The organism is Amorphus coralli DSM 19760 (assembly GCF_000374525.1).
In the GTDB taxonomy this organism is placed as follows: Bacteria; Pseudomonadota; Alphaproteobacteria; order Rhizobiales; family Amorphaceae; genus Amorphus; species Amorphus coralli.
The window spans coordinates 675,838-694,758 of record NZ_KB894571.1 but is presented as its reverse complement, the minus strand read 5'-3'; the positions used below and the strand labels follow the sequence as shown (position 1 = coordinate 694,758).

Genomic DNA, 18,921 nt, shown 5'->3' with positions numbered 1-18,921 from the left:
GCACGGAGCCCGTGCAGTTCGGGCGCGGCCCCGGTGACGACTGTGTCGCGCTGGCGATGCCGAAGTCTGCTCGAACACGGGGCAGCACCCCTGCTGGGCTATCCGTTTGAACACGTCTTCCTGATCCAATTGTGCGGATTTGTCCGTTCCGCATCGCGATCCCTCACCTTCCGTTTCGAATGCGCGCAACCGGGCGCCCCGGCTGTGCCATCGCCGCCGCCCGGTGTGCGGTGCTGCGGGTAACGTTCCCTCATCGCTTACGTCGATCCAGCACTGCTTCCCGAGGCTGAAAGGCACGGGGGGCATGGACTGAGGGGAAAAGTCATGGGTGCCAACGCCCGGCAACGATCAAATGGACTGAAGCCCGTTTTGGGGCGTGCATGCCGGTCGCTGGACAGCGTCCGCGCTTCTTCAAGCCTATGGCGGTCCGCGCTTCTGGTCCTTGGTGTTTCCATGGTGGGCGCCTGTGGCACCGCTTACACCGCGGAAACCTACGTGAAGCCGCTGTACGGATCTCCGGTTCAGACGAATCTGACGCCGTATAGCGCCTGCTTGGAAGCGCTCGCTCAGCGCAAGACGTCCCGACAGCCGGTGGTGAGCGTCGGGCAGATTTCCGACAAGACCGGGCAGCGTACCTACAGCAAGTACAACGACAGTTCCGAGCTGACGCAGGGCGTCTCGGAAATGGTTATCAGCGCCTTTTACAAGACCGGCCAGGTATCCCTGACCGAGCGTCTGGATGTGCGCGTCGCGCTTGCCGAGCAGCAGCTGGTCGAAAGCAAAGCGATCACCGCAACGGTCAAGACGCTTGATGTCCTTCCGGCCAACTTCGTTGTTCTCGGAGCGCTCACCGAGCTCAACTACAACATCGTGAGCGGCGGCATCCGCGGTTTTGTCGGGGGTGTCGGCGGAGGGGTCCGGAAGGCCGTCATCAATGTCGGCCTCGACCTCCGGCTCGTCGATGTCCGGACCTTCCGCACTCTGTATGTCACCAGTCTCCAGAAGCAGATCGTCGGCTACGAGGTCGAAGGGTCCGTCTACCGCTTCTTCGGAGACCAGCTTGTCGAATTCGACGCCGGCGCTGTGAAAAACGAACCGCTGCAGCTCGGCGTGCGATCGGTGGTGGAACTGGCAACCTACCAGATCATCACTGAAGGCCTTGGTTTTCCTGCGGCAGACAGCCCGCAGTGCCAACCCGGCCAATCAACCAACAAAGCGGTCGACACCCTGGAGAATGACGATGACGCTTAAGCACTATGCAACCCTCTCGCTCGCCTGCGCTGGTCTTGCCTTTGCCAGTTCCGCGCATGCCTTCGACAGCGTGAACTGGATCTGGGACGCGACCGTGACAACGACCGTCGATACGTCGGCGACCGCCGTCACCGATGTGGTGCCCACCGGTCTCGAGCAGGTCGAGAACGAGCAGCAGACTCTCGGCAGCATGTCGTCGTTGAGTGCCGTGACGGCCATCGACAGTGCGCTCCTGTCGGGCCTGACAGGCGCGTCGCCGATCACCGATCTCGCCGCTGTTTCCTCCAGTGCCACGTCGATGGGCAACAGCGCGAGCATGGAATCGGATGTCTCGGTCAACTTCGACAGCGTGCAGACGTTCGGCGGCGTTGACGTCTCGCTCGGCGCCCCGCTGGTGGGCGATATCGTCGATCTGTCGGTGCCTGGCCTGATCGATTCGACCTCCAGCGTCATCGGCGCGCTCAACACTTCGGTCGATAGCTCTGCGACCGGCGTGGCGAACAACATGACCATGGCCCTCACGACGACGTCGGATCAGGACGCGTTCGCGATCGGAAACAATGTCCAGACGGCGCTTGCCACCATGGTGTCCGCGTCAACGGTCGACGCAGTGAGCTTCGGTGGTTTCGCGGACATGGGGACGCTCGACACGCCCGTGGTCGACTCCTCCGCCATGGCCGTCGGGAACAACTTCAGCGTCTCGGTGGACGGTATCAACTGAGACAACGCATCCCGGTGAGACCCGATCACCGGAGCCGGGCGGCAGTCGCGCATCCCCCTCCGCGACTGCCGCCCGGCAGCTCTCGGCCACCATTTTGGTGCCAGTCCGAATTCGCAGACACCAAGCAGACGTCAGGCCCTCAGCCGCGGATTGCATCGGAAACGTCTTTACACTCTCGAAGAGGTCGCATCATGACTCGATCGCTGACGAATTTTTCCCGACTGGCCGCAATTGGCGCGCTCCTGGGCGCTGCCTGTTCTCTTTCGCCGGCCGCGATGGCCGGCAACCGGGAGGTTCTCGTCGGACCGCATCCTTGGGATTTTCCGGACCGCAACCGCTATACCTCTTTCGCCTTCCAGAATGCTCGTGACAACAGGACGGATGAAGGCCTCGCCGGTGCGGCGGCGATCGGCGCGGGGGCCGGCATGCCGATGATCGTGAACTCCTACTCCACCGCTGTGGGGAATTGGCAGCAGATCGAGATGACGCTTGCGGAAGGTGCAGAGGGCCTGATCATGACGGAAAACCATCAGGACAATCAGGGCCAGGCCGTATCGATATCCGACGTCATGGGCGGATCCGAGACGGGGGTCGCGACCGACGAGGCCATCGTCGGAAACTGAGCTGGAGAGAGCCGATCCCATGAAGAGGATCGCTGATCCGCCGCGTTCGTGACGGAAGTCGCCGACCCTGATAATCGCGTACGCGTCCCGATCGATGCGTGCGGCACTACATTAAGCGCGATTCCGCGCGTGTGTAGGACGTCTGAACGCTGAGTGATGGTGGGCGGTACTGGGATTGAACCAGTGACCTCTACCGTGTCAAGGTAGCGCTCTCCCGCTGAGCTAACCGCCCGAACGCGCCTGCGACACCGGGATGTGGCAGCACCGATTCCCGTAAGAACCCTGTGGCAACCGATCGTGTCGGGGCGAGGATCCGCGGTGCCGGTCGGCACGCGATCCGTCGAGATCCGTGCGTATAGCGGGGATCGAACCGCGTCGCAAGAATGATGACGGGATTTTTCGCTTCCGTTCGCCGCTTTCCACCGTGCGTTTCGTGGAAGCTTTCGTCGTCGCGGTCAGGCCGCTTCGAGCATGCGGCCGACTTCGCGCACCAGTTCGCGCAGGTGAAACGGCTTCGACAGGACCTTGGCCGGGCGCGGCGTGTGCGATTCCTCGTTGAGGGCGACGGCGGCAAAGCCGGTGATGAACATCACCTTCAGGTCGGGATCGAGGCGGGTGGCCCGGCGTGCCAGTTCGATGCCGTCCATTTCCGGCATGACGATGTCCGTGAGGAGCAGAGAGAAGGGCTCTTCGCGCAGGCGCTCGTAGGCGGAGAGCCCGTTGTCGAATGCCGTGACATTGTATCCGGCCCGCTCCAGCGCCTTCGCCAGGAACGCCCGCATGTCGTGATCGTCTTCTGCCAGAAGGATGCGCAAGGCTGCGTGCCCCCGTGTCTTGTCCGAAGCGTCGCAACGTCTTGGCGCGCTGCGTACGTCCTTCTCATGCCCCCTTGCGCGTAAAAGCGGCGTCAAAAAACAAGGTTTCCGGAAAGTTGAGGCGACGGTCGGCCGTGGGCGATGGACAGACCTGCCGTTCCGGCGTCACATTGGCCGTCGACGGTGGTCCGGGCAACGATGACATCCCGGTCAGCGGACGGCGCGCGGTGGCGCGCGATGCCCGGCAAACCGGCTTTCCGGCCAAGGCAGGACGAATGCGAACAGTCGACGGCTTCGAGACATTTCCGGCGTTCGAGATTCTCGAGCCCTCCGTGCAGCGCTGGCCGTTCCTGTTCAACTCGCCGCACAGCGGCGCGGCCTATCCAAGGGCCTTCCTCAGAAGCGCGCGTCTCGACGCCTCGGCCATTCGCCGCTCCGAAGACACGTTCGTCGACGATCTCTTCGCCGGCGTGGTCGAACTGGGGGCGCCTCTCATGCGCGCGCATTTCCCGCGCGCCTTCCTGGATGTGAACCGCGAACCGTACGAGCTCGATCCGACGATGTTCGTCGGCCAGCTGCCAGCCTTCATCAACGCCCGCTCCATCCGGGTGGCGGGCGGCTTGGGGACGATCGCCCGCGTCGTTGCCGATTCGGAAGAGATCTATCGCGACCGACTGACGGTGGAAGAAGGCCTCGGTCGTATCGAGGCGCTCTACAAGCCGTACCACGCGGCGTTGCGGGGGCGCCTCGCCGCGACGCTCGATCGCTTCCGATATGCGGTGCTGATCGACTGTCACTCCATGCCGTCCACGGCACGCGGGCTGGAAACCCGGGTGCGCCCCGATTTCGTGATCGGCGACCGGTTCGGAACGAGCTGTTCGGAGGCTTTGACCGATGCCGCGGTGGAGATTCTGCGCGATCTCGGCTACCGGGTGGTGCGCAACAGGCCATATGCCGGTGGCTACATCACCGAGCACTACGGCCGCCCGCACAACGGCATTCACGCGCTTCAGATAGAAGCCAACCGTGGTCTCTACATGGATGAGCAGCGCTACCGGCGTGGTGCCGGCTTCGCCGGTCTGGCAGGGGATCTGACGACCTTCTGCGACCGGCTGATGCGGATCGATTTCATCGACGAACCGTTGGCCGACGCGGCGGAATAGGCGGCTGGTCCGGGGGCCTGTCGGCACGGGAGGCCTGACAAGAAAAAAGGGCCGCTTCAGCTGAAGCGGCCCAAGTCTAGGGAGGAAACGCCCAAGGAGGGCTGCGATACGACAGCGTCATATCGCACTGCAATAATTCGCCATTGCACCGCAAAAAGTCAAGTGCGCGCCGTGCAAAATTCTTAGGCAGCTTGGCGCGCGGCTCTTTTTCAACACCAGCTCGCAGGCGGGTTTGGAAAACGGGCTTTGTCTATCAGTATGATTTAGAAGGGTATTCCAGTGAACCGGGAAAAAGCGAAGCGCCTGTTTCAGGGCGCACGCGAGGCAGCGCATGGCTGATATGCGCGACATGCAGCAGGCTGTATCGCTCATGCACAGGCTGGGAGATGCGGCTTCTGAGGCCATCCTGCCGCACTTTCGCAAGCTGGAAGCGGTGGAATCGAAGCTGGAGGACGGGTTCGATCCCGTGACCGTGGCCGATCGCGGTGCAGAGGCGGTCATGCGGAGCCTCATCGAGGAAGTCTTTCCGGACGACGGCATCATCGGTGAGGAGTACGGGATCGAGCGGGCGGAGGCCGACCGCGTCTGGGTTCTAGATCCGGTGGATGGGACCCGCGCGTTCGTCGCCGGTCTGCCCACCTGGGGCACGCTGATCGCCTGCATGGAGGGTGGCGTGCCACGCGCCGGCATGATGGTGCAGCCTTATATCGGGGAGCGGTTCTGGTCCGACGGGACGGTCTCGCGCTGGTCGCGCGGCGATGAGGGCGGCGTCCTGGAAACGCGGGTCTGTCGCGATCTTGCCGATGCCACGCTGTTCGCCACGGCGCCGTCGATGTTCACGGGCGCGCAGAAAGACGCGTTCGAGGCGCTGGCTGACCGGGTAAAGACCGTGCGTTTCGGCACCGACTGCTACGGCTACGCCATGGTTGCGGCTGGTCATGGCGACATCGTTCTGGAAGCCGCCGTGCAGATCTACGACGTTGCCCCCTTCGTGGCGATCCTGGACGCCGCTGGAGGAAAGCTGACATCCTGGAGCGGCGGTCCGGCAGCTTCCGACCATACGGCGCTCGCCGTCGGCGATCCGGCACTCTACGAAACGGTCCAGGCCATCCTGTCCGGGGTGTAGATCTTGCTGCGCTGCAGCAAAATTTGAAGCCGAACGACCGGCGCGCGGTCGGTCAGTTCCGGTCCTCGGGGAATGCGGGCAGGGGAAGCACCTCGACGCCCTCTTCCACCAGCGCCGCGGCATCCTCCGCCGTGGCCTTGCCGTAAATCCCGCGCGGCTCGCTCTCGCCGTAGTGGATCTTGCGGGCTTCCTCCGGGAAGCGCTCACCGACATCGTCGGCGCTGGCGGCGACGCGGTCGCGCAGCTCCTTCAGGGCGGCGATCATCTCCGCGACCTTCGGGTCGGGCGCCATAACCGCCTTTTGCGGCGCCTCGCTCTCGGCAGGCAGCGTCTGTTCCGTGGCCACGGACGCATCGCCACCCTTGGCCACGGCAGGCGCCATCAGGGCTCGGTCGATTTCCTGGGAGCCGCACATCGGGCAGGCCAGGGTGCCGTCGGTCAGCTGGGTGTCGCAATCCTCGGAGGAGCGGAACCAGGCCTCGAAGGCGTGCCGCTGGTCGCAGGCGAGCCGGTATCGGATCACGCGTGCGGCTCCAGCGGTCGAACCGGTTCCGGCGTGGCGAAGGCCCGTGCATTGGTGAGCGCGGGGATGCGCCGGCGTGCCGCCGCCACCTTCGACAGGTCGAGATCGGCGACCACCACGCAGGGATCCTCGCCGCCCTCGGCGATCACCCGGCCCCACGGGTCGATGATGATGGCGTGGCCAAAGCTGTCGCGGCCGTCCTCGTGGTGGCCGCCCTGCGTGGAGGCGACGAGGAAGGAGCCGGTCTCGATGGCCCGCGAACGGGTGAGGACGTGCCAGTGGGCCTCGCCGGTCTGTTTGGTGAAGCAGGCGGGCACGGTGAGGATCTCCGCACCGGCCACCGCAAGCGACCGATAGAGGGCGGGAAAGCGCACGTCGTAGCAGATCGAAAGGCCGAGCGCGGCGAAGGGCAGATCGACCAGAACGGCGCGCTCACCCGGCCGGTAGGTCCGCGACTCCCGCCAGGATTCGCCATCCGGCAGGTCGACGTCGAACATGTGGATCTTGTCGTAGCGCGCCAGGATCGTGCCGTCCGGTCCGATCACGAAGCCGCGGTTCACGGCGGTGTCGCCCTCGGACAGCGCCAGCGATCCGAGGTGGAGATGAATGCCGAGTTCGCTCGCCAGCGCGCGCATGTGCGCAAGCATCGGGTCGTCGGCTTCACTGCGCATTTCTGCGCGCATTCGCGCACCATCGCGCTCCACGAGATTGGAGATCTCCGGCGTCTGGACGTAGGCCGCGCCCTGGCGGGCAGCCTCGCATACCAGCCGGTCGGCCTCCTCGATGTTGCGGGCGATATCGCGCGTGCCGCGCATCTGGATGGCGGCAACGCGCACGCCCGCGCGGTCTTCGAGATCGGGTCCGGCCATCAGGCAGCCCCGGCCAGGAGGCCGTCGAGCTTGCCGGAGCGCTCCAGCGCATAGAGTTCGTCGCAGCCGCCGACATGAGTCTCGCCGACGAAGATCTGGGGGAAGGTGTTGCCGCCATTGGCGCGCTGCACCATCTCCTGGCGGCGACCCGGCTCAGAGGAGATGTCGACTTCCTCGAAGGCGGCGCCCTTCTGCTCCAGAAGCCGCTTGGCGGCAACGCAGAAGCCGCAGAACTGACGCGTGTAGATCGTGACGCTCGCCATGGGTCTCACTGTCTCAATAGGTGGACGCTCGTTATATGGGCTCGCCCAATTTGCCGACAACCCGGGCGAAAACAAGCACATCCACGCGGCCCGCGCCACCGCGACGGAGCGCACGGGTTGCGGCTGCGACGGTTGCGCCGGAGGTGAACACGTCGTCGACGAGCAGCACCGAACGCCCCTCGATCTCGAGCCGGGCTTCCGGGCGCACGCGGAAGGCCCCGCGAACATTCGTTTCGCGCTCCGTCGCGCCCAGCCCCACCTGGTGACGGGTGGCGCGGGTGCGCAGCAGGGCGTCGAACGACAAGGGCCGGCCGCACTCGTGCGCGATGACGCGCGCCAGGGCGGCGGACTGGTTGAACCCGCGCAGCAGCAGCCGGGTGCGGTGAAGGGGGACCGGCACGATCAGGTCGGCGGAACCGGTCAGCTCCCGCCCTGCGCGGGCCATCATGCGACCCATCACGATGGCGATTTCCTGTCGGTCGCGGTATTTGAGAGCGCGGACCAGCCGACCCGCGATGTCGTCATAACGAGCGACGGCACGGGCCCGGTCGAAGGGCGGGGGGTGCGCGATGGCTTCGGCGGACAGTGCTCCGGGACCGAGATCATAGGCGAACGGGACGCCGAGGCGCTCGCAGTAAGGTCGTTCGATCAGCGCCAGCGCATGCCAGCAGTCGCTGCACAGGCCGCTCTGGTTGGCAACCGGCCTGCGGCAGGAGGCACAGGCTGGGGGCAGCACGAGATCGAGCATCGCGCGGCCGCTGCGCCGGGCGAGACCGGCGAGGGCTGCGACCGTTGGCGCTGCCCATCCGGTCGGGCCGGGGGCGGCAAGATCTGCGTCGCGATCCCACATGAACCCAGTGTAGCGCTTGCCCGGCGAGGCGGCGAAACGATTTGATCGGACGAGAAGAGGGACACGGACCACAGATGAGCCGCCCGGACAGACTGTTCGACCGCGCCCTTCTTGCCCGGCGTCGGAACCGCGCGCTTTCCGGCGGGCGACGCGGCGCGGATTTCCTCATGAAGATCGCGGTGGAGGACACCCTCGATCGGCTTTCCGCCATCAAGCGCACGTTTGACGTCGCGATCGACCTGGGCGGGCACGGCGGGCTCCTGGCGGCCAGTTTGCGCACCACACCCGCCGTCGGCTCCGTGGTGCGGGCCGACAGCCTCGTTGCCGACCCCTCGGCCGGCGGCCCGGATCTGGTCGTGGACGAGGAAGCGCTGCCGTTCGCCGATGGCTCAGCCGATCTCGTCATCTCCCTTCTGCAAGCGCAGGCAGTGAACGACCTGCCCGGCCTCTTCGTGCAGGTGAACCGGGTTCTCCGGCCTGATGGCCTGTTCCTCGCGGTGATGGCTGGAGGAGATACGCTGCACGAACTGAAGGGCGCGCTGACGGCGGCGGAAGCCGAACTGATCGGGGGCGCCAGTCCGCGCTGCCATCCGAGCCTTGATCTGCAGGACACCGCGGCGCTCCTCCAGAGGGCGGGGATGGCAATACCGGTTGCCGACGTGGATCGCTATACGGTGCGCTATTCCGTGCTGGGCGATCTGGTGGCTGACCTCAGGGCGATGGGTGCAACCAACGTCCTGGCCGGCCGCGACCGGCGGCCATTGCCCCGGTCCGTTCTTGCCCGTGCCGAGGAGATTTACCGGGACCTCCACGCCGACCCGGACGGCCGGCTACGCGCCACGTTCGATCTGATTGCGCTGTCGGGCTGGCGGCCGCACGAGAGCCAGCAGAAACCGCTCAAGCCCGGGTCGGCAAAGACGCGGCTGGCGGACGCGCTGGGCGCGACCGAACAGCCGGCCGGCGAGAAGGCGCCGGGGCGGGATCCGTCGAAGACGTAGCGACTTGCCTGAGCGAGCCGGGGCTCTTTCCCGAACGGCTTCGGGGCAGTCGGCTCCGCGGCCGGCGCTGGCTGCTCAGGCGTTGCGGCGGGCAGCACCGGCCTCGGCCGCCGCACGGATGTCGGCAATGGCGCTGGCATAGGTGTCGGGTCCATTCTTGAACACCGCAGATCCGGCCACCAGAACGGTCGCCCCCGCCTCGGCGACAGGGCCCGCCGTTTCAGGCGTGACACCACCGTCCACCTCGATCTCGATGTCCCGGTCGCCAATCATTTCCGCCACCCGGCGGATCTTATCGGTCACGGACGGGATGAAGGCCTGGCCGCCGAACCCCGGGTTGACGGTCATCAGCAGGACGAGATCAAGTCGATCCAGCACATATTCGATGACGCTTTCGGGCGTCGAGGGGTTGAGCGATACGCCGGCCTTCTTGCCCAGCGCCCGGATCGCCTGCAACGACCGGTCCAGGTGGGGCCCGGCTTCGGCGTGGACAGTGATGATATCGGAGCCAGCCTTGGCGAAGTCAGCCAGGAAGGGATCACACGGCGCGATCATCAGGTGGCAGTCGAAGACCTTGGGCGACGCCTTGCGAATGGCGGAGACGACCGGTGCGCCGAACGTGATGTTGGGCACGAAGTGCCCGTCCATCACGTCGAGATGGATGTAGTCGGCGCCTGCCGCGTCGATCGCCGCAACCTCCTCGCCGAGGCGGGAGAAGTCGGAGGACAGGATGGACGGGGCAATGCGGATCGGGCCGGGCATGGACGGGTCTCGGGCTGGGAGCTTGGGAATGGCCGGCAAAATGGCACCGCAGGCGCATCATCGCAATGCGGGAGGTCTGCTCTTCCACGCTGCACGCCATTGCCGGGGAGTGTCAGATCGAGATCAGGACGAGCGGAGGAGGTAGGGCGGGGACGTGTCCCGCTCGGTAAACGCTGCCGGGTCGGCAAGCAACAAGTCGGCCATCATCTGGATGCTGCGGTCGACGCGTGCCCCGCCGCTGCGCAACTGGTTGCGCATGGCGATGCCGTCGAAGGCCATGAAGACGATGTAGGCGAGATCGCTTTCGTCACATGTTGCGCGCCGATGCGGCGGCAGGGACTTGCGGATCATGCGACTCAGTCGTTCCAGCATCCGATCAAGAAGCGTGCGGTCGTAAGGCTCGTCCGGCATGGCCGTGGAGAGCGCCTGCATGACATTGTTGGCAAAGCCGTTGTCCGCGGTCGGCAGCTCGCGCCAGAACATGTCCAGCACCCGCACCAAGCGTTCGCGGTGCGTCGGCAGCGCCTCGATCTCCTCCTCCAGCCCGACGAGACGCTCCTCGAGCCACGGTTCGTAGATGGCGAAGAGGATATCGAGCTTGGAGTAGAAATAGACGTAGATGTTGGATGTGGAAGTGTGGGCGGTCCGGGCGATCTCGGCCATGGACGTGCGGCTGTAGCCACGCTCGCGGAAGAGGGTGGTCGCGGCCTCCAGGATGGCCTCGGCCACTGCCTGCTTCTTGATCTGAGCCATAGACCGTCCCCGTTCCTTCCTTCTGGAAGAAACAGGATCGGCCGAACGAATGCAACCGGAGCCGCGAAACGGCTCCGGCGCCGCAGCACCGTCGATGGATCTCCGAACGGCCGGAGGTGAAGCGTTGCCCGATCAGACTTCCGAGGGCTGGGGCGTCGTAACGGGTGTCCGGCGACGATGAGCCACCATCCGGTCGTGCAGCTCGGTCACGGCGCGGCTGCCCGTGGTCGTGAACATGAACGGGAAGATGCCGTGGAGGAGACAGGCGACGCCGGCTCCAAGCATCTTCGTGCCGAACGAGAAGGCCACGCCCATGTGCTCGGTGTAGGTCTCGCCGACCGAATCGGGATGCTCGGTGAACAAGCTGCGCATGGATGCCTCCGTTCGTCGCGTCACTTCATTCGAGACGCTCAATGTAAGGCGAGGCGGCTAGGCGCAGTTTGCAAAGTTTCCACGATCTTCGGTCACGATTGGACGCTGGTTCTCCGTTTATGGAATTGGCTGGGAGCTGATGCTTCTGATCTGTCGTTGCTGGAAATGCGAACTGCGGTGTCAGACGACGGATCCGTCGTCTGGAGTCGGGCGGTCCATCGTCCAGACGATCGTAAGCCCCGCACAGAGCGCCCAGAAGGCCGAAGACAGGCCGAACGGCGCGATCCCCGATGCGGAGACCAGAAATGTGATGAGAGCGGCGAACCGGTGACCGCCGGCAAAGACACGGCTGAACGCGTCCTCAAGTACACCGAGCAGTGCGAGACCGGCCAGCGTGGCGGTGAGGGCCCCGGGCAGGATCAGGGCGAGGTCGGCAACGGTCGGGGCGAATATGCCGAGAAGGATCGCGTAACAGCCGAACAGCAGCGCCGCGACGAATCGGTTCGCCTTGGGACCCGCCGCAGAGAACAGGGCGGTGTGAATGGTGGCGACGGCGGCCGGGATTCCACCGAACAGCGCGTTCACGGCGCTGACGCCGCCGATCCAAGTCGTGGCTGCGTTGACGGGAGGAGCGAAGCCGCGGGCCCGCAGGATGCCGAACGACTGGGCATTGTGGATCGCGATGACGGTGAGAAGCATCGCCGGCGCCAGCGACAGGATTGCCTCGACGCTGAAGGCGGGTGCCACCAGGATCGGATGCGCGAGGCGCGCGCCCGGCAGTGCGCTCGTGTCGATCGGAGCGAACAGCGCCACCGCGGCGAGGCCGGCAACGAGGGCGGCGAGGATTGGCGGGCAGCGCCGGGCAATCGACGGCCACGCCATGACGGCGAGGAAGGCCACCACCATAGGGCCGGCGATTTCCGGCTCCGCTCCAACGCTTTTCACCATGTTGGTCCCGAACGGCAGGAACACCCCAAGCAGCATGCCGAGTGCCACCGGCAGGGGGATCAGGGCGGTCAGCCGCTGCATGGATCCGGACAGGCCCAGGATGACCAGGGCCGCTGCCGTGACAAGGCAGGCGCCCATGGCCTCCGCGAAACTCATGTGGGTGAGTGCGGCCGGCAGAAGCGTCGCGCCGGCAATGGTCCAAAGGACTGTGATGGGCTGGCGGTAGACGAGCGAGAGGATGATGGTCGCGATGCCGCCCAGGCTGTAGATCACCGCTGCCAGCGACCCGATCAGGGCAGCCGAAAGACCGGCTTCGCGGCCGATGGTGAGCAGGATGGCGAAGGTGCCCGTCGCCGACAGAATCATGGCGATGGCGGCGACCGACAGCGTTTCGGCGGTCAGGCCCGCGCGCAGATCGCGCAGTCGGGGAAGCGGATGCACGATCGGTTCGATGGGAAAACGGCGCATGAGGAGGGAAACTCGTGCGGACACGGAAGGACGCGGCGGACTATAGCGCCGCCGCGTCGATCGGGCATCGTCGGTGGTTCAGTGTCAGGATCGGGATGCCGCGATGTCGGGTGTCTGCTTTCGTCCGTACCACAGCCAGGCGATGAACAAAGAGATCAGCCCCAGCGAGACCAGAGAAATGGTTGGGTTGGGCGCGATGGACATCACACCCAGCGCGAACGCCACCGCGCGTTCCAGTGGACGCAGGTCGCGGAACAGCCAGCCGACGATGGCCGGGGCGAAGGCGATGAAGCCGAACAGCAGCGAGATGATCCCGATCAGGGTGTCTATCGGACTGTCGATGAGCAAGAGCCCAGGGTGCAGCACGAAGCTGTAGGGGATCAGGAAGCCGGGCAGCGCCAGCTTCACGGCCGTCCAGCCGGTCTGGGAGGCAGAGGCGCCGGAAATGGTTGCCGCCGCGTAGGACGAAAGGGCAACCGGCGGCGTGAGCATCGACAAAATGGCGAAGTAGAAGGCGAAGAAGTGCGCGGTCATGGGGGCGAGCCCCAGACGGATCAGCGCCGGCGCGATGAGAATCGCTCCCATGATGTAGGCGGAGCTCGTCGGCATGCCGGCGCCGAGGATGATGGTCGCCACCATGGCGAAGATCAGGATCAGCGCGAGGTAGCCGCCGGAGAGTTCCACCACCAGCGAGGTGAACTTGGTGCCCAGACCGGTGAAGGCGATCACGGAGATGATGACGCCGGCCAGTGCGCACGGCAGGGCAACCGAAAGAGCCCGTTCGGAACACCGCGCGAGGGCCTGGATGATCTCCAGCGGGCCCTTGCGTGTGGCCGGGTTGAGCGATCCGATCAACACGGTGAGGGCGATGGCCTCGATGGAGGCGTACGTCACGTTCTGGCCGGACACGATGCGGTAGCCCAGCCAGCCGAGCGGGATGATCATGATGCCGCGCTTACGCACGGTCTCGCCGATGGTCGGAACGTCGCCCTTCTCGATCAGCGGCAGTTGCTTGCGGCGCGCCTCCAGATCAACGCAGAGAAGCACGGCGAAGAAGTAGAAGAAGGCCGGCAGGATGGCAGCCAGAACGATGTCGGAATAAGGCACGCGCAGGAAGTCGGCCATGATGAAGGCCGCAGCGCCCATCACCGGGGGCATGATCTGTCCGCCGGTGGAGGCAACGGCTTCGACCGCGCCAGCGAAGCGCGCCGAATATTTCACGCGCATCATCAGCGGAATGGTGAAAATGCCGGTGCTCATCACGTTGGCGACGGCGCTGCCCGACACCGATCCCATCATGCCGGAGGCGATGACGGCGGTCTTGGCCGGCCCGCCACGGGTGCGGCCGGCAATCGCGAGCGCCAGATCGATGATGAGCCGGCCGCCACCGAAGATCTCGAATACGGCGGCGAACAGGATGAAGTAGTAGACCACGTCCACCGAGACCCCGATCGGGATGCCGAGGAGGCCATCGGCGGAGAGGATCTGGACCTCGACGAAGCCGAACAGGTCGGTGGAGCGATGCGCGAGTAGCCCGGGCCACCAGTCACCGGTGAAATAGTAGACCACGAAGAAGGCGCCGAGCAGCGTCATGCCCAGGCCCAGAAGCCGGCGCGCGCACTCGAACAGCAGGACGAGGAAGACGAAGCAGGAGAAATAGTCGGCGGCCGCGAGCGGATCGATGCCGGGAAAGCGGTCGAGGGTGCGCTCCAGGTTCCACCACATGACGAGGGGCGGCGTCAGCGCCAGGAGGGCGAGCGCCTCATTGCCGCGCTTCCACCAGGTCGGGCCGTTCCGCGACGTGAGAAGCAGCGCGAGCGCCAGCGCGAACGACAGATGGGCCCCGCGCTTGACGAGGGTGTCCATGTACGGCGTGAAAGCGATGATGCCTTGAAACAGTGCCCAGGCCACGGCGACGACGGCGGCGGGGGAGAGAAGGTCGCGCCAACGTTCGAACGCGAAGCGGGCGGGAGCCTCGTCGGCAGTCGCTTCGGGGGAGGAGCCAGTCGTCACGTGTTAATCTCCGCGAGGGTCCATCATCCGGACCTCTGACGAGGGCCGGTCCGGGCCGGGATGGTTCGGTCGGATCCGGGGCGGCTGGCGCCGGATCAACATGATGCCGGATCGAGTTCGGAGCCTCGACCTTCTTGACAGTCACTGTCCGCAAGGCGCGCGGCCGTGCGGTCCTCCCGAAGTGAAACGCGGCCCCCGGCGAGCACCGGGAGCCGCGCGCGGCGATTACATGAAGCCAGCTTCCTTGAAGTAGCGCTCGGCGCCCGGATGCAGCGGGATCACGTTGTTCGCCGGCTTCCAGGCCTCCTCACAGGAGAAGTCGCTCAGTGCCTTGTGCACCGACTGGAAATCGGCCGTGTTCTCGCAGATCGTCTTGGTGATGGTGTAGGCGAGGTCGTCGGAGAAATCCTCGCGCACGAACAGAATGGTGGTCGTGCCCGGAACCTTCACGTCATTGTCCTGACCCTCGAAGGTGCCTTTCGGCATCGTCACGGGCGTCCAGCCGTACTTGGTTTCCAGCTCGGAGAGGGCGGCCTCGGAGGGCTGCGGGAACGACATGTCGGTGGTGGTCGTCACCTCGGTCATGGCCGGATGGCCGCGCGTCACGGTATGGATCCAGAGATCGGCCTGGCCGCTGACCAGGGCGTCCTTGACGATGCCGAAGGAGCGCACGCGATCGATCGAGCCGCCGTCCGCCTCGATCTTCTCCGGCGAATAGCCGGACGCGGTCAGGAGCTGGATGCCGCCTTCACCGCCCGAGCTGCCTTTCTGGCGCAGCACGACGCGGACCTTCGGGTTGTCCTTCAGGTAGGCGTCGAGGGTGTCCGGCTGGTCCGAGCCGGTAACGGTGACCGGGAGATAATACTGGTCGAGACCGCCCACCAGCGAGCGCAGGTTGGTGATCGGCTCCTTGTAGACGACTTCGCCGGCTTCAGCCCACTTGGTCACCGACGCCATGCCGAAGGCCATGTTGAACTTGCCCTGGCTGACGAGCAGCGCATTGGCCGTTCCACCGCCCTCCGGCGGCGTGTCGATGACGGAGCCTTCCGGCAGCACCTTGCGGAGCATCTCGCCCAGGCCGACGGCGTAGGCATACCAGCTCGACGACTGGCTGAAAGACGCAATGTTCAGATCGACCGCGTCCTGAGCCTGGCTCGGGGTGGCGGCGACAACGGCGGTAGCAAGTGCCGCTGCGGCAACTCCGTTTCGGATGATCGACATGGTCATGTCTTCCCCTCTGGTTCTGACGGAGAAAGCGTCCGTCACGCTAGTCGATGAAGCGACCCGACGGCTTCGGATCCCTGCCCGATGCACCGCCGTTCCGTAGCTCCGTCGATGCCACCCCCGGGGTCTCCGGGGGCGGCAAGTCCTGGCAAGCCTAGTCGGCACCACGCGCGGCGCAAGGGACGCGCGCTCCTCCGGTGCCATTCAGGCCGGCCTATCGTTTCATTTCTTGGCGATGGCCGAGAAATACGTTCCTCGCCCGGAGGCGAGCAGCTTGCCATTCTCGTCCGCGACGGTCGCCTCGACGGTGGCGAACTGGCCGCCGGCACGGATGATCTTGCCGGTCACCGTCAGGTCGCCCGGCATGGCGGCACGGTGATAGTCGACGCGCAGGTCGATGGTCGGAACCGGCTTGCCGAGCGCGGCGGCCAGCGCATAGTCCGCCACCACGTCGATCAGCGTGGCCAGGATGCCACCATGGGTGTAGCGGCCCTCGGGGTTGACCACGAATTCCTCGCGCCAGCGCGACGTTACGACGATGTGGTCGTCGGCGACGTCCTGAACCTCGAGGCCGAGCCACTGGTGGAAAGGCGCGCGCGTGATGAGGGTCTGGAGCTGCTCTTTGGTGAGCCGTTCGTCAGCCACGTAATTCTCCTTGACTGTGTTTCAGGTTGGTCGGGATCAGCCGGAGGCCAGAGCCTTCAGCCGCTCCTTGTCCACCTTGTTGGTTCCCGTGAGCGGGATTTCGGGGACGACGAAGACCCGCCGGGGATGGGCGTAGGCCGGGCCGTTGTCGATGGTGTAGGTCTTCAGCTCGTCTTCCGAGGGCGTTGCGCCGGGGGCCGCAACGACGAAGGCGTAGGGCACCATGCCCTTCATCTCGTGGGAGAAGGGAAGGACCGTCGCCTGGGCGACCGAGGGATGGCGCTCCAGCAGTGTCTCCACTTCCTGCGGATAGACGTTTTCGCCGCCGACCACGAACATGTCGTCCGTCCGTCCGACGAAGTAGAACCAGCCGTCCTCGCCGTGACGCAGGACGTCGCCGGTGCGATACCAGCCGTCGATGAAGCGCTCGGCCGTCTTCTCAGCCATACCATAATAGCCGAGCGCGACGCCTGGATTCTTCACCCAGAGTTCGCCCTCGCGCGGGTTCGGTCCATCCACCAGCTTGAAGGCGCAGCCGGCAATGGGCCAGCCGACGCTGGTGGCCGGCTGAGTCTGCCCGTCCGGGCCGTACCAGCCCATCATGATGGGCCCACCCTCGGTGGTGCCGTAGTTCATGTGGACCTCGGCCGCCGGGAACGCCTTGCCGATGTCGGCGAGCAGCGAGTCGGAGGCGGGCGCTGAGCCCATGGAGATCACCCGGACGCCGGACGTGTCGACGCCGTCCAGGAGCTCACGGCGCTGCAGCAGCATCGCCATCATGGTGGGCACGCCGGTCAGCATGGTGGCGCCATGGTCGCGAACTGCGGCGACGGTGGCGGAGATATCGAACTTCGGCAGCACCAGCAGGGTGGATCCGATGAACAGGCCGGTCTTGATCGCGACAATCGCGTTCTTGTGGAAGAAGGGCGCGGAGAGGAGCGCGCGGTCTTCGGCCTGCAGGCGCCGGTGTTCCGTGAGTGTCTTCGCCGCCCACAACTGGCCGGAATGGGTCAGCAACACGCCCTTCGGCGCGCCCGTCGTCCCGGACGTGTAGAGCTGCATCGACACCTGGTCCGGTTTCGGCACGATGGCTTCGAACGGACCCTCGTCCTTGAAGGTGGCGAGATCGGTGTCGATGTCGACGAGAACCCGGCCGGGCCCGTCGGCGGCTTCGCGGAAGGCGGCTTCGGTGAACACCACCCGCACGCCGGCATCGTCCAGCACGGAGGCGAGGCGATCGCGCGGCAGCTTGATGTTGACCGGAACCGGCACGGCGCCGAGGCGCAGCGCGCCGAACAGGATCTCGAAGAACTCCGTTCGATTGAGGCAGAGGACGCCAACGCGGTCTCCCGCGGCGACGCCGGCGTTGGCCAGGCCACGTGCGACGGCGTCGCACGCGGCATCCAGTTCGCCGTAGGTGATGGCGCGCCCACCCGAGCCGGGAGCGATGTCGATCGCCGCCAGGCGGTCGGGCGGAACGTGGGAAAACAGCCGTCCGAGATTGGGGTGGGTCGCGCTCGTCATCATGGGGTGACGATCACCTTGCCGATCACCTTGCGGTCCTCGATGAGACCGAGGGCTTCCTGCGACTTGTCCAGCGGCAGCTCGCGGTCGATCACCGGATCCATCTTGCCTTCCTCGATGTAGCCGAGCAGGGCCTCCAGGTCCTCGCGGGCCCAGGAGTTGGAGCCGCAGACCTTGAGCTCGAAGGTCCACACGAAGCGCAGGTCGGTCTTCGGATCGAAGCCGGCCGTAGCACCGCAGGTGAGCAGCCGGCCGCCGCGCTTCAGCGAGCGCAGGGAGGGAACCCAGGTCTCGCCGCCGGTGAAGTTCACCACCACGTCGACGCCGCCGTCGAACGAGCGGCGATGGGGCTTGCCATAAAGCTCGTAGACCTTCTTGTGGAACTCTTCCTTGGAGTAGTCCACGACCTCGTCGGCGCCGAGCTCCTTGAGGCGGGCCAGCTTCTCTTCCGAGGAACCCGCGGCCAGCACTTCCATGCCGACCATCTTGGCCAGGAGCAGGGCGCCGGTGCCGACGCCGCCTGAGGCGCCGAGGATCAGGGCCTTCTCGCCGGCCTTGGCGCCGCCGTTGGTGAACATCATCCGGTGGGCGGTGCCGTATGCCACCGGCAGCGACGCCGCCTGGGCGAAGGTCACGCCGTCCGGGATGCGGACGAGCTGATGCGCGCGGGTCTTGCAGTATTCCGCGAGGCCGCCGTTGTAGGTCTCGCCCTGCAGACCACCCTCGACACGGTTGAGCGGGTCGACCAGAACGCGGTCGCCAACCTTCCAGTCGGTCACGTCGGGGCCGACCTCGGCGATTTCGCCGGCCACGTCGAGGCCCGGGATCACCGGAAGGGCGAGCTTGATGCCCGGCATCCCGCGACGGGTGAAGATGTCGTGGTAGTTCAGGGAGCAGGCCTTGACCCGCAGGACCACGTCACCCGGACCCGGCTGCGGGTCCTCGTAGTCGGTGTGGTAGACCAGAAATTCCGGCCCGCCGTGCTCGTGAACTGCAACAGCTTTCATGGG

20 protein-coding genes and 1 tRNA gene are annotated in these 18,921 nt (G+C 65.8%); 6 read left to right on the top strand and 15 right to left on the bottom strand.

Features of this window, described 5'->3' with window-relative positions; all coding sequences use genetic code 11:
- The first annotated feature begins 324 nt into the window (after positions 1-324).
- The 3 genes from C507_RS0107385 (at position 325) to C507_RS0107375 (ending at position 2,595) form a co-directional block, all read left to right on the top strand.
- A complete protein-coding gene (locus C507_RS0107385; protein ID WP_210162102.1) occupies positions 325-1,251 on the top strand; it encodes a CsgG/HfaB family protein in 927 nt (308 codons plus the stop codon).
- On the top strand, positions 1,241-1,972 hold the full coding sequence (locus tag C507_RS0107380; protein ID WP_018699035.1) for a hypothetical protein: 732 nt from the start codon (positions 1,241-1,243) through the stop codon (positions 1,970-1,972). Before C507_RS0107385 ends, C507_RS0107380 begins: the two co-directional genes overlap by 11 nt.
- Before the next feature lie 191 nt (positions 1,973-2,163).
- Positions 2,164-2,595 carry a hypothetical protein gene (locus tag C507_RS0107375; RefSeq protein WP_018699034.1) on the top strand — a complete coding sequence of 144 codons (432 nt, stop codon included), beginning with the start codon at positions 2,164-2,166 and terminating at the stop codon, positions 2,593-2,595.
- Between the two features lie 157 nt (positions 2,596-2,752).
- On the opposite strand, the gene C507_RS0107370 is transcribed toward C507_RS0107375, so the two are convergent.
- Positions 2,753-2,827, bottom strand: a tRNA-Val gene (locus C507_RS0107370).
- A 223-nt stretch (positions 2,828-3,050) separates the two neighbouring features.
- A complete protein-coding gene (gene cpdR / locus C507_RS0107365; RefSeq protein ID WP_018699033.1) occupies positions 3,051-3,410 on the bottom strand; it encodes a cell cycle two-component system response regulator CpdR in 360 nt (119 codons plus the stop codon).
- Positions 3,411-3,451: 41 nt separating this feature from the next.
- Here cpdR and C507_RS0107360 point away from each other — a divergent pair, with 41 nt between their 5' ends.
- Together C507_RS0107360 and C507_RS0107355 are read left to right on the top strand one after the other, a co-directional pair.
- The gene (locus C507_RS0107360) at positions 3,452-4,573 is read left to right on the top strand and encodes an N-formylglutamate amidohydrolase (RefSeq protein WP_342662893.1); all 1,122 of its coding nucleotides are present in this window, start codon (positions 3,452-3,454) and stop codon (positions 4,571-4,573) included.
- Between the two features lie 331 nt (positions 4,574-4,904).
- On the top strand, positions 4,905-5,699 hold the full coding sequence (locus tag C507_RS0107355; RefSeq protein WP_210162101.1) for an inositol monophosphatase family protein: 795 nt from the start codon (positions 4,905-4,907) through the stop codon (positions 5,697-5,699).
- A gap of 52 nt (positions 5,700-5,751) precedes the next feature.
- Here the strand turns inward: C507_RS0107355 and C507_RS0107350 are convergent, their stop codons facing one another.
- The 4 genes from C507_RS0107350 to C507_RS0107335 are packed head-to-tail and all read right to left on the bottom strand — an operon-like array spanning position 5,752 to position 8,204.
- Positions 5,752-6,222 (bottom strand): DUF1178 family protein, encoded by a 471-nt coding sequence (locus C507_RS0107350; RefSeq protein WP_018699030.1) that lies wholly within the window; start codon positions 6,220-6,222, stop codon positions 5,752-5,754.
- The gene (locus C507_RS0107345) at positions 6,219-7,091 is read right to left on the bottom strand and encodes a carbon-nitrogen hydrolase family protein (RefSeq protein WP_018699029.1); all 873 of its coding nucleotides are present in this window, start codon (positions 7,089-7,091) and stop codon (positions 6,219-6,221) included. The genes C507_RS0107350 and C507_RS0107345 overlap by 4 nt, the downstream gene beginning before the upstream one ends.
- Complete coding sequence (gene grxC / locus C507_RS0107340) at positions 7,091-7,354, bottom strand: glutaredoxin 3 (protein ID WP_018699028.1); 264 nt, start codon at positions 7,352-7,354, stop codon at positions 7,091-7,093. The genes C507_RS0107345 and grxC overlap by 1 nt, the downstream gene beginning before the upstream one ends.
- Before the next feature lie 31 nt (positions 7,355-7,385).
- Positions 7,386-8,204: a ComF family protein gene (locus C507_RS0107335; RefSeq protein WP_018699027.1), complete on the bottom strand. Its 819-nt coding sequence runs from the start codon at positions 8,202-8,204 to the stop codon at positions 7,386-7,388.
- Positions 8,205-8,278: 74 nt separating this feature from the next.
- On the opposite strand from C507_RS0107335, the gene C507_RS0107330 reads away from it, so the two are divergent.
- On the top strand, positions 8,279-9,202 hold the full coding sequence (locus C507_RS0107330) for a methyltransferase domain-containing protein (protein ID WP_018699026.1): 924 nt from the start codon (positions 8,279-8,281) through the stop codon (positions 9,200-9,202).
- Positions 9,203-9,277: 75 nt separating this feature from the next.
- Here C507_RS0107330 and rpe read toward each other — a convergent pair whose 3' ends face one another.
- The 9 genes from rpe to C507_RS0107285 form a co-directional block, all read right to left on the bottom strand.
- A complete protein-coding gene (gene rpe, locus C507_RS0107325) occupies positions 9,278-9,964 on the bottom strand; it encodes a ribulose-phosphate 3-epimerase (RefSeq protein WP_018699025.1) in 687 nt (228 codons plus the stop codon).
- A gap of 123 nt (positions 9,965-10,087) precedes the next feature.
- Positions 10,088-10,717 (bottom strand): TetR/AcrR family transcriptional regulator, encoded by a 630-nt coding sequence (locus C507_RS20695; protein WP_018699024.1) that lies wholly within the window; start codon positions 10,715-10,717, stop codon positions 10,088-10,090.
- Between the two features lie 132 nt (positions 10,718-10,849).
- Positions 10,850-11,089, bottom strand: coding sequence for a DUF6356 family protein (locus tag C507_RS20690; protein ID WP_018699023.1), 240 nt, complete (start codon positions 11,087-11,089; stop codon positions 10,850-10,852).
- A 180-nt stretch (positions 11,090-11,269) separates the two neighbouring features.
- Positions 11,270-12,505 carry a benzoate/H(+) symporter BenE family transporter gene (locus C507_RS20685; protein ID WP_018699022.1) on the bottom strand — a complete coding sequence of 412 codons (1,236 nt, stop codon included), beginning with the start codon at positions 12,503-12,505 and terminating at the stop codon, positions 11,270-11,272.
- Positions 12,506-12,589: 84 nt separating this feature from the next.
- Positions 12,590-14,518, bottom strand: a complete 1,929-nt coding sequence (locus C507_RS0107305) for a TRAP transporter permease (protein WP_018699021.1) — start codon at positions 14,516-14,518, stop codon at positions 12,590-12,592.
- 225 nt (positions 14,519-14,743) lie between these two features.
- Positions 14,744-15,739, bottom strand: a complete 996-nt coding sequence (locus C507_RS0107300; protein ID WP_169508954.1) for a TAXI family TRAP transporter solute-binding subunit — start codon at positions 15,737-15,739, stop codon at positions 14,744-14,746.
- Between the two features lie 225 nt (positions 15,740-15,964).
- A complete protein-coding gene (locus tag C507_RS0107295; protein WP_018699019.1) occupies positions 15,965-16,387 on the bottom strand; it encodes a PaaI family thioesterase in 423 nt (140 codons plus the stop codon).
- 36 nt (positions 16,388-16,423) lie between these two features.
- On the bottom strand, positions 16,424-17,914 hold the full coding sequence (locus tag C507_RS0107290; RefSeq protein ID WP_018699018.1) for a class I adenylate-forming enzyme family protein: 1,491 nt from the start codon (positions 17,912-17,914) through the stop codon (positions 16,424-16,426).
- Entirely contained in the window at positions 17,911-18,918 is a 1,008-nt protein-coding gene (locus tag C507_RS0107285) for a quinone oxidoreductase family protein (protein ID WP_018699017.1), read from the bottom strand. The genes C507_RS0107290 and C507_RS0107285 overlap by 4 nt, the downstream gene beginning before the upstream one ends.
- Positions 18,919-18,921 lie beyond the last annotated feature (3 nt).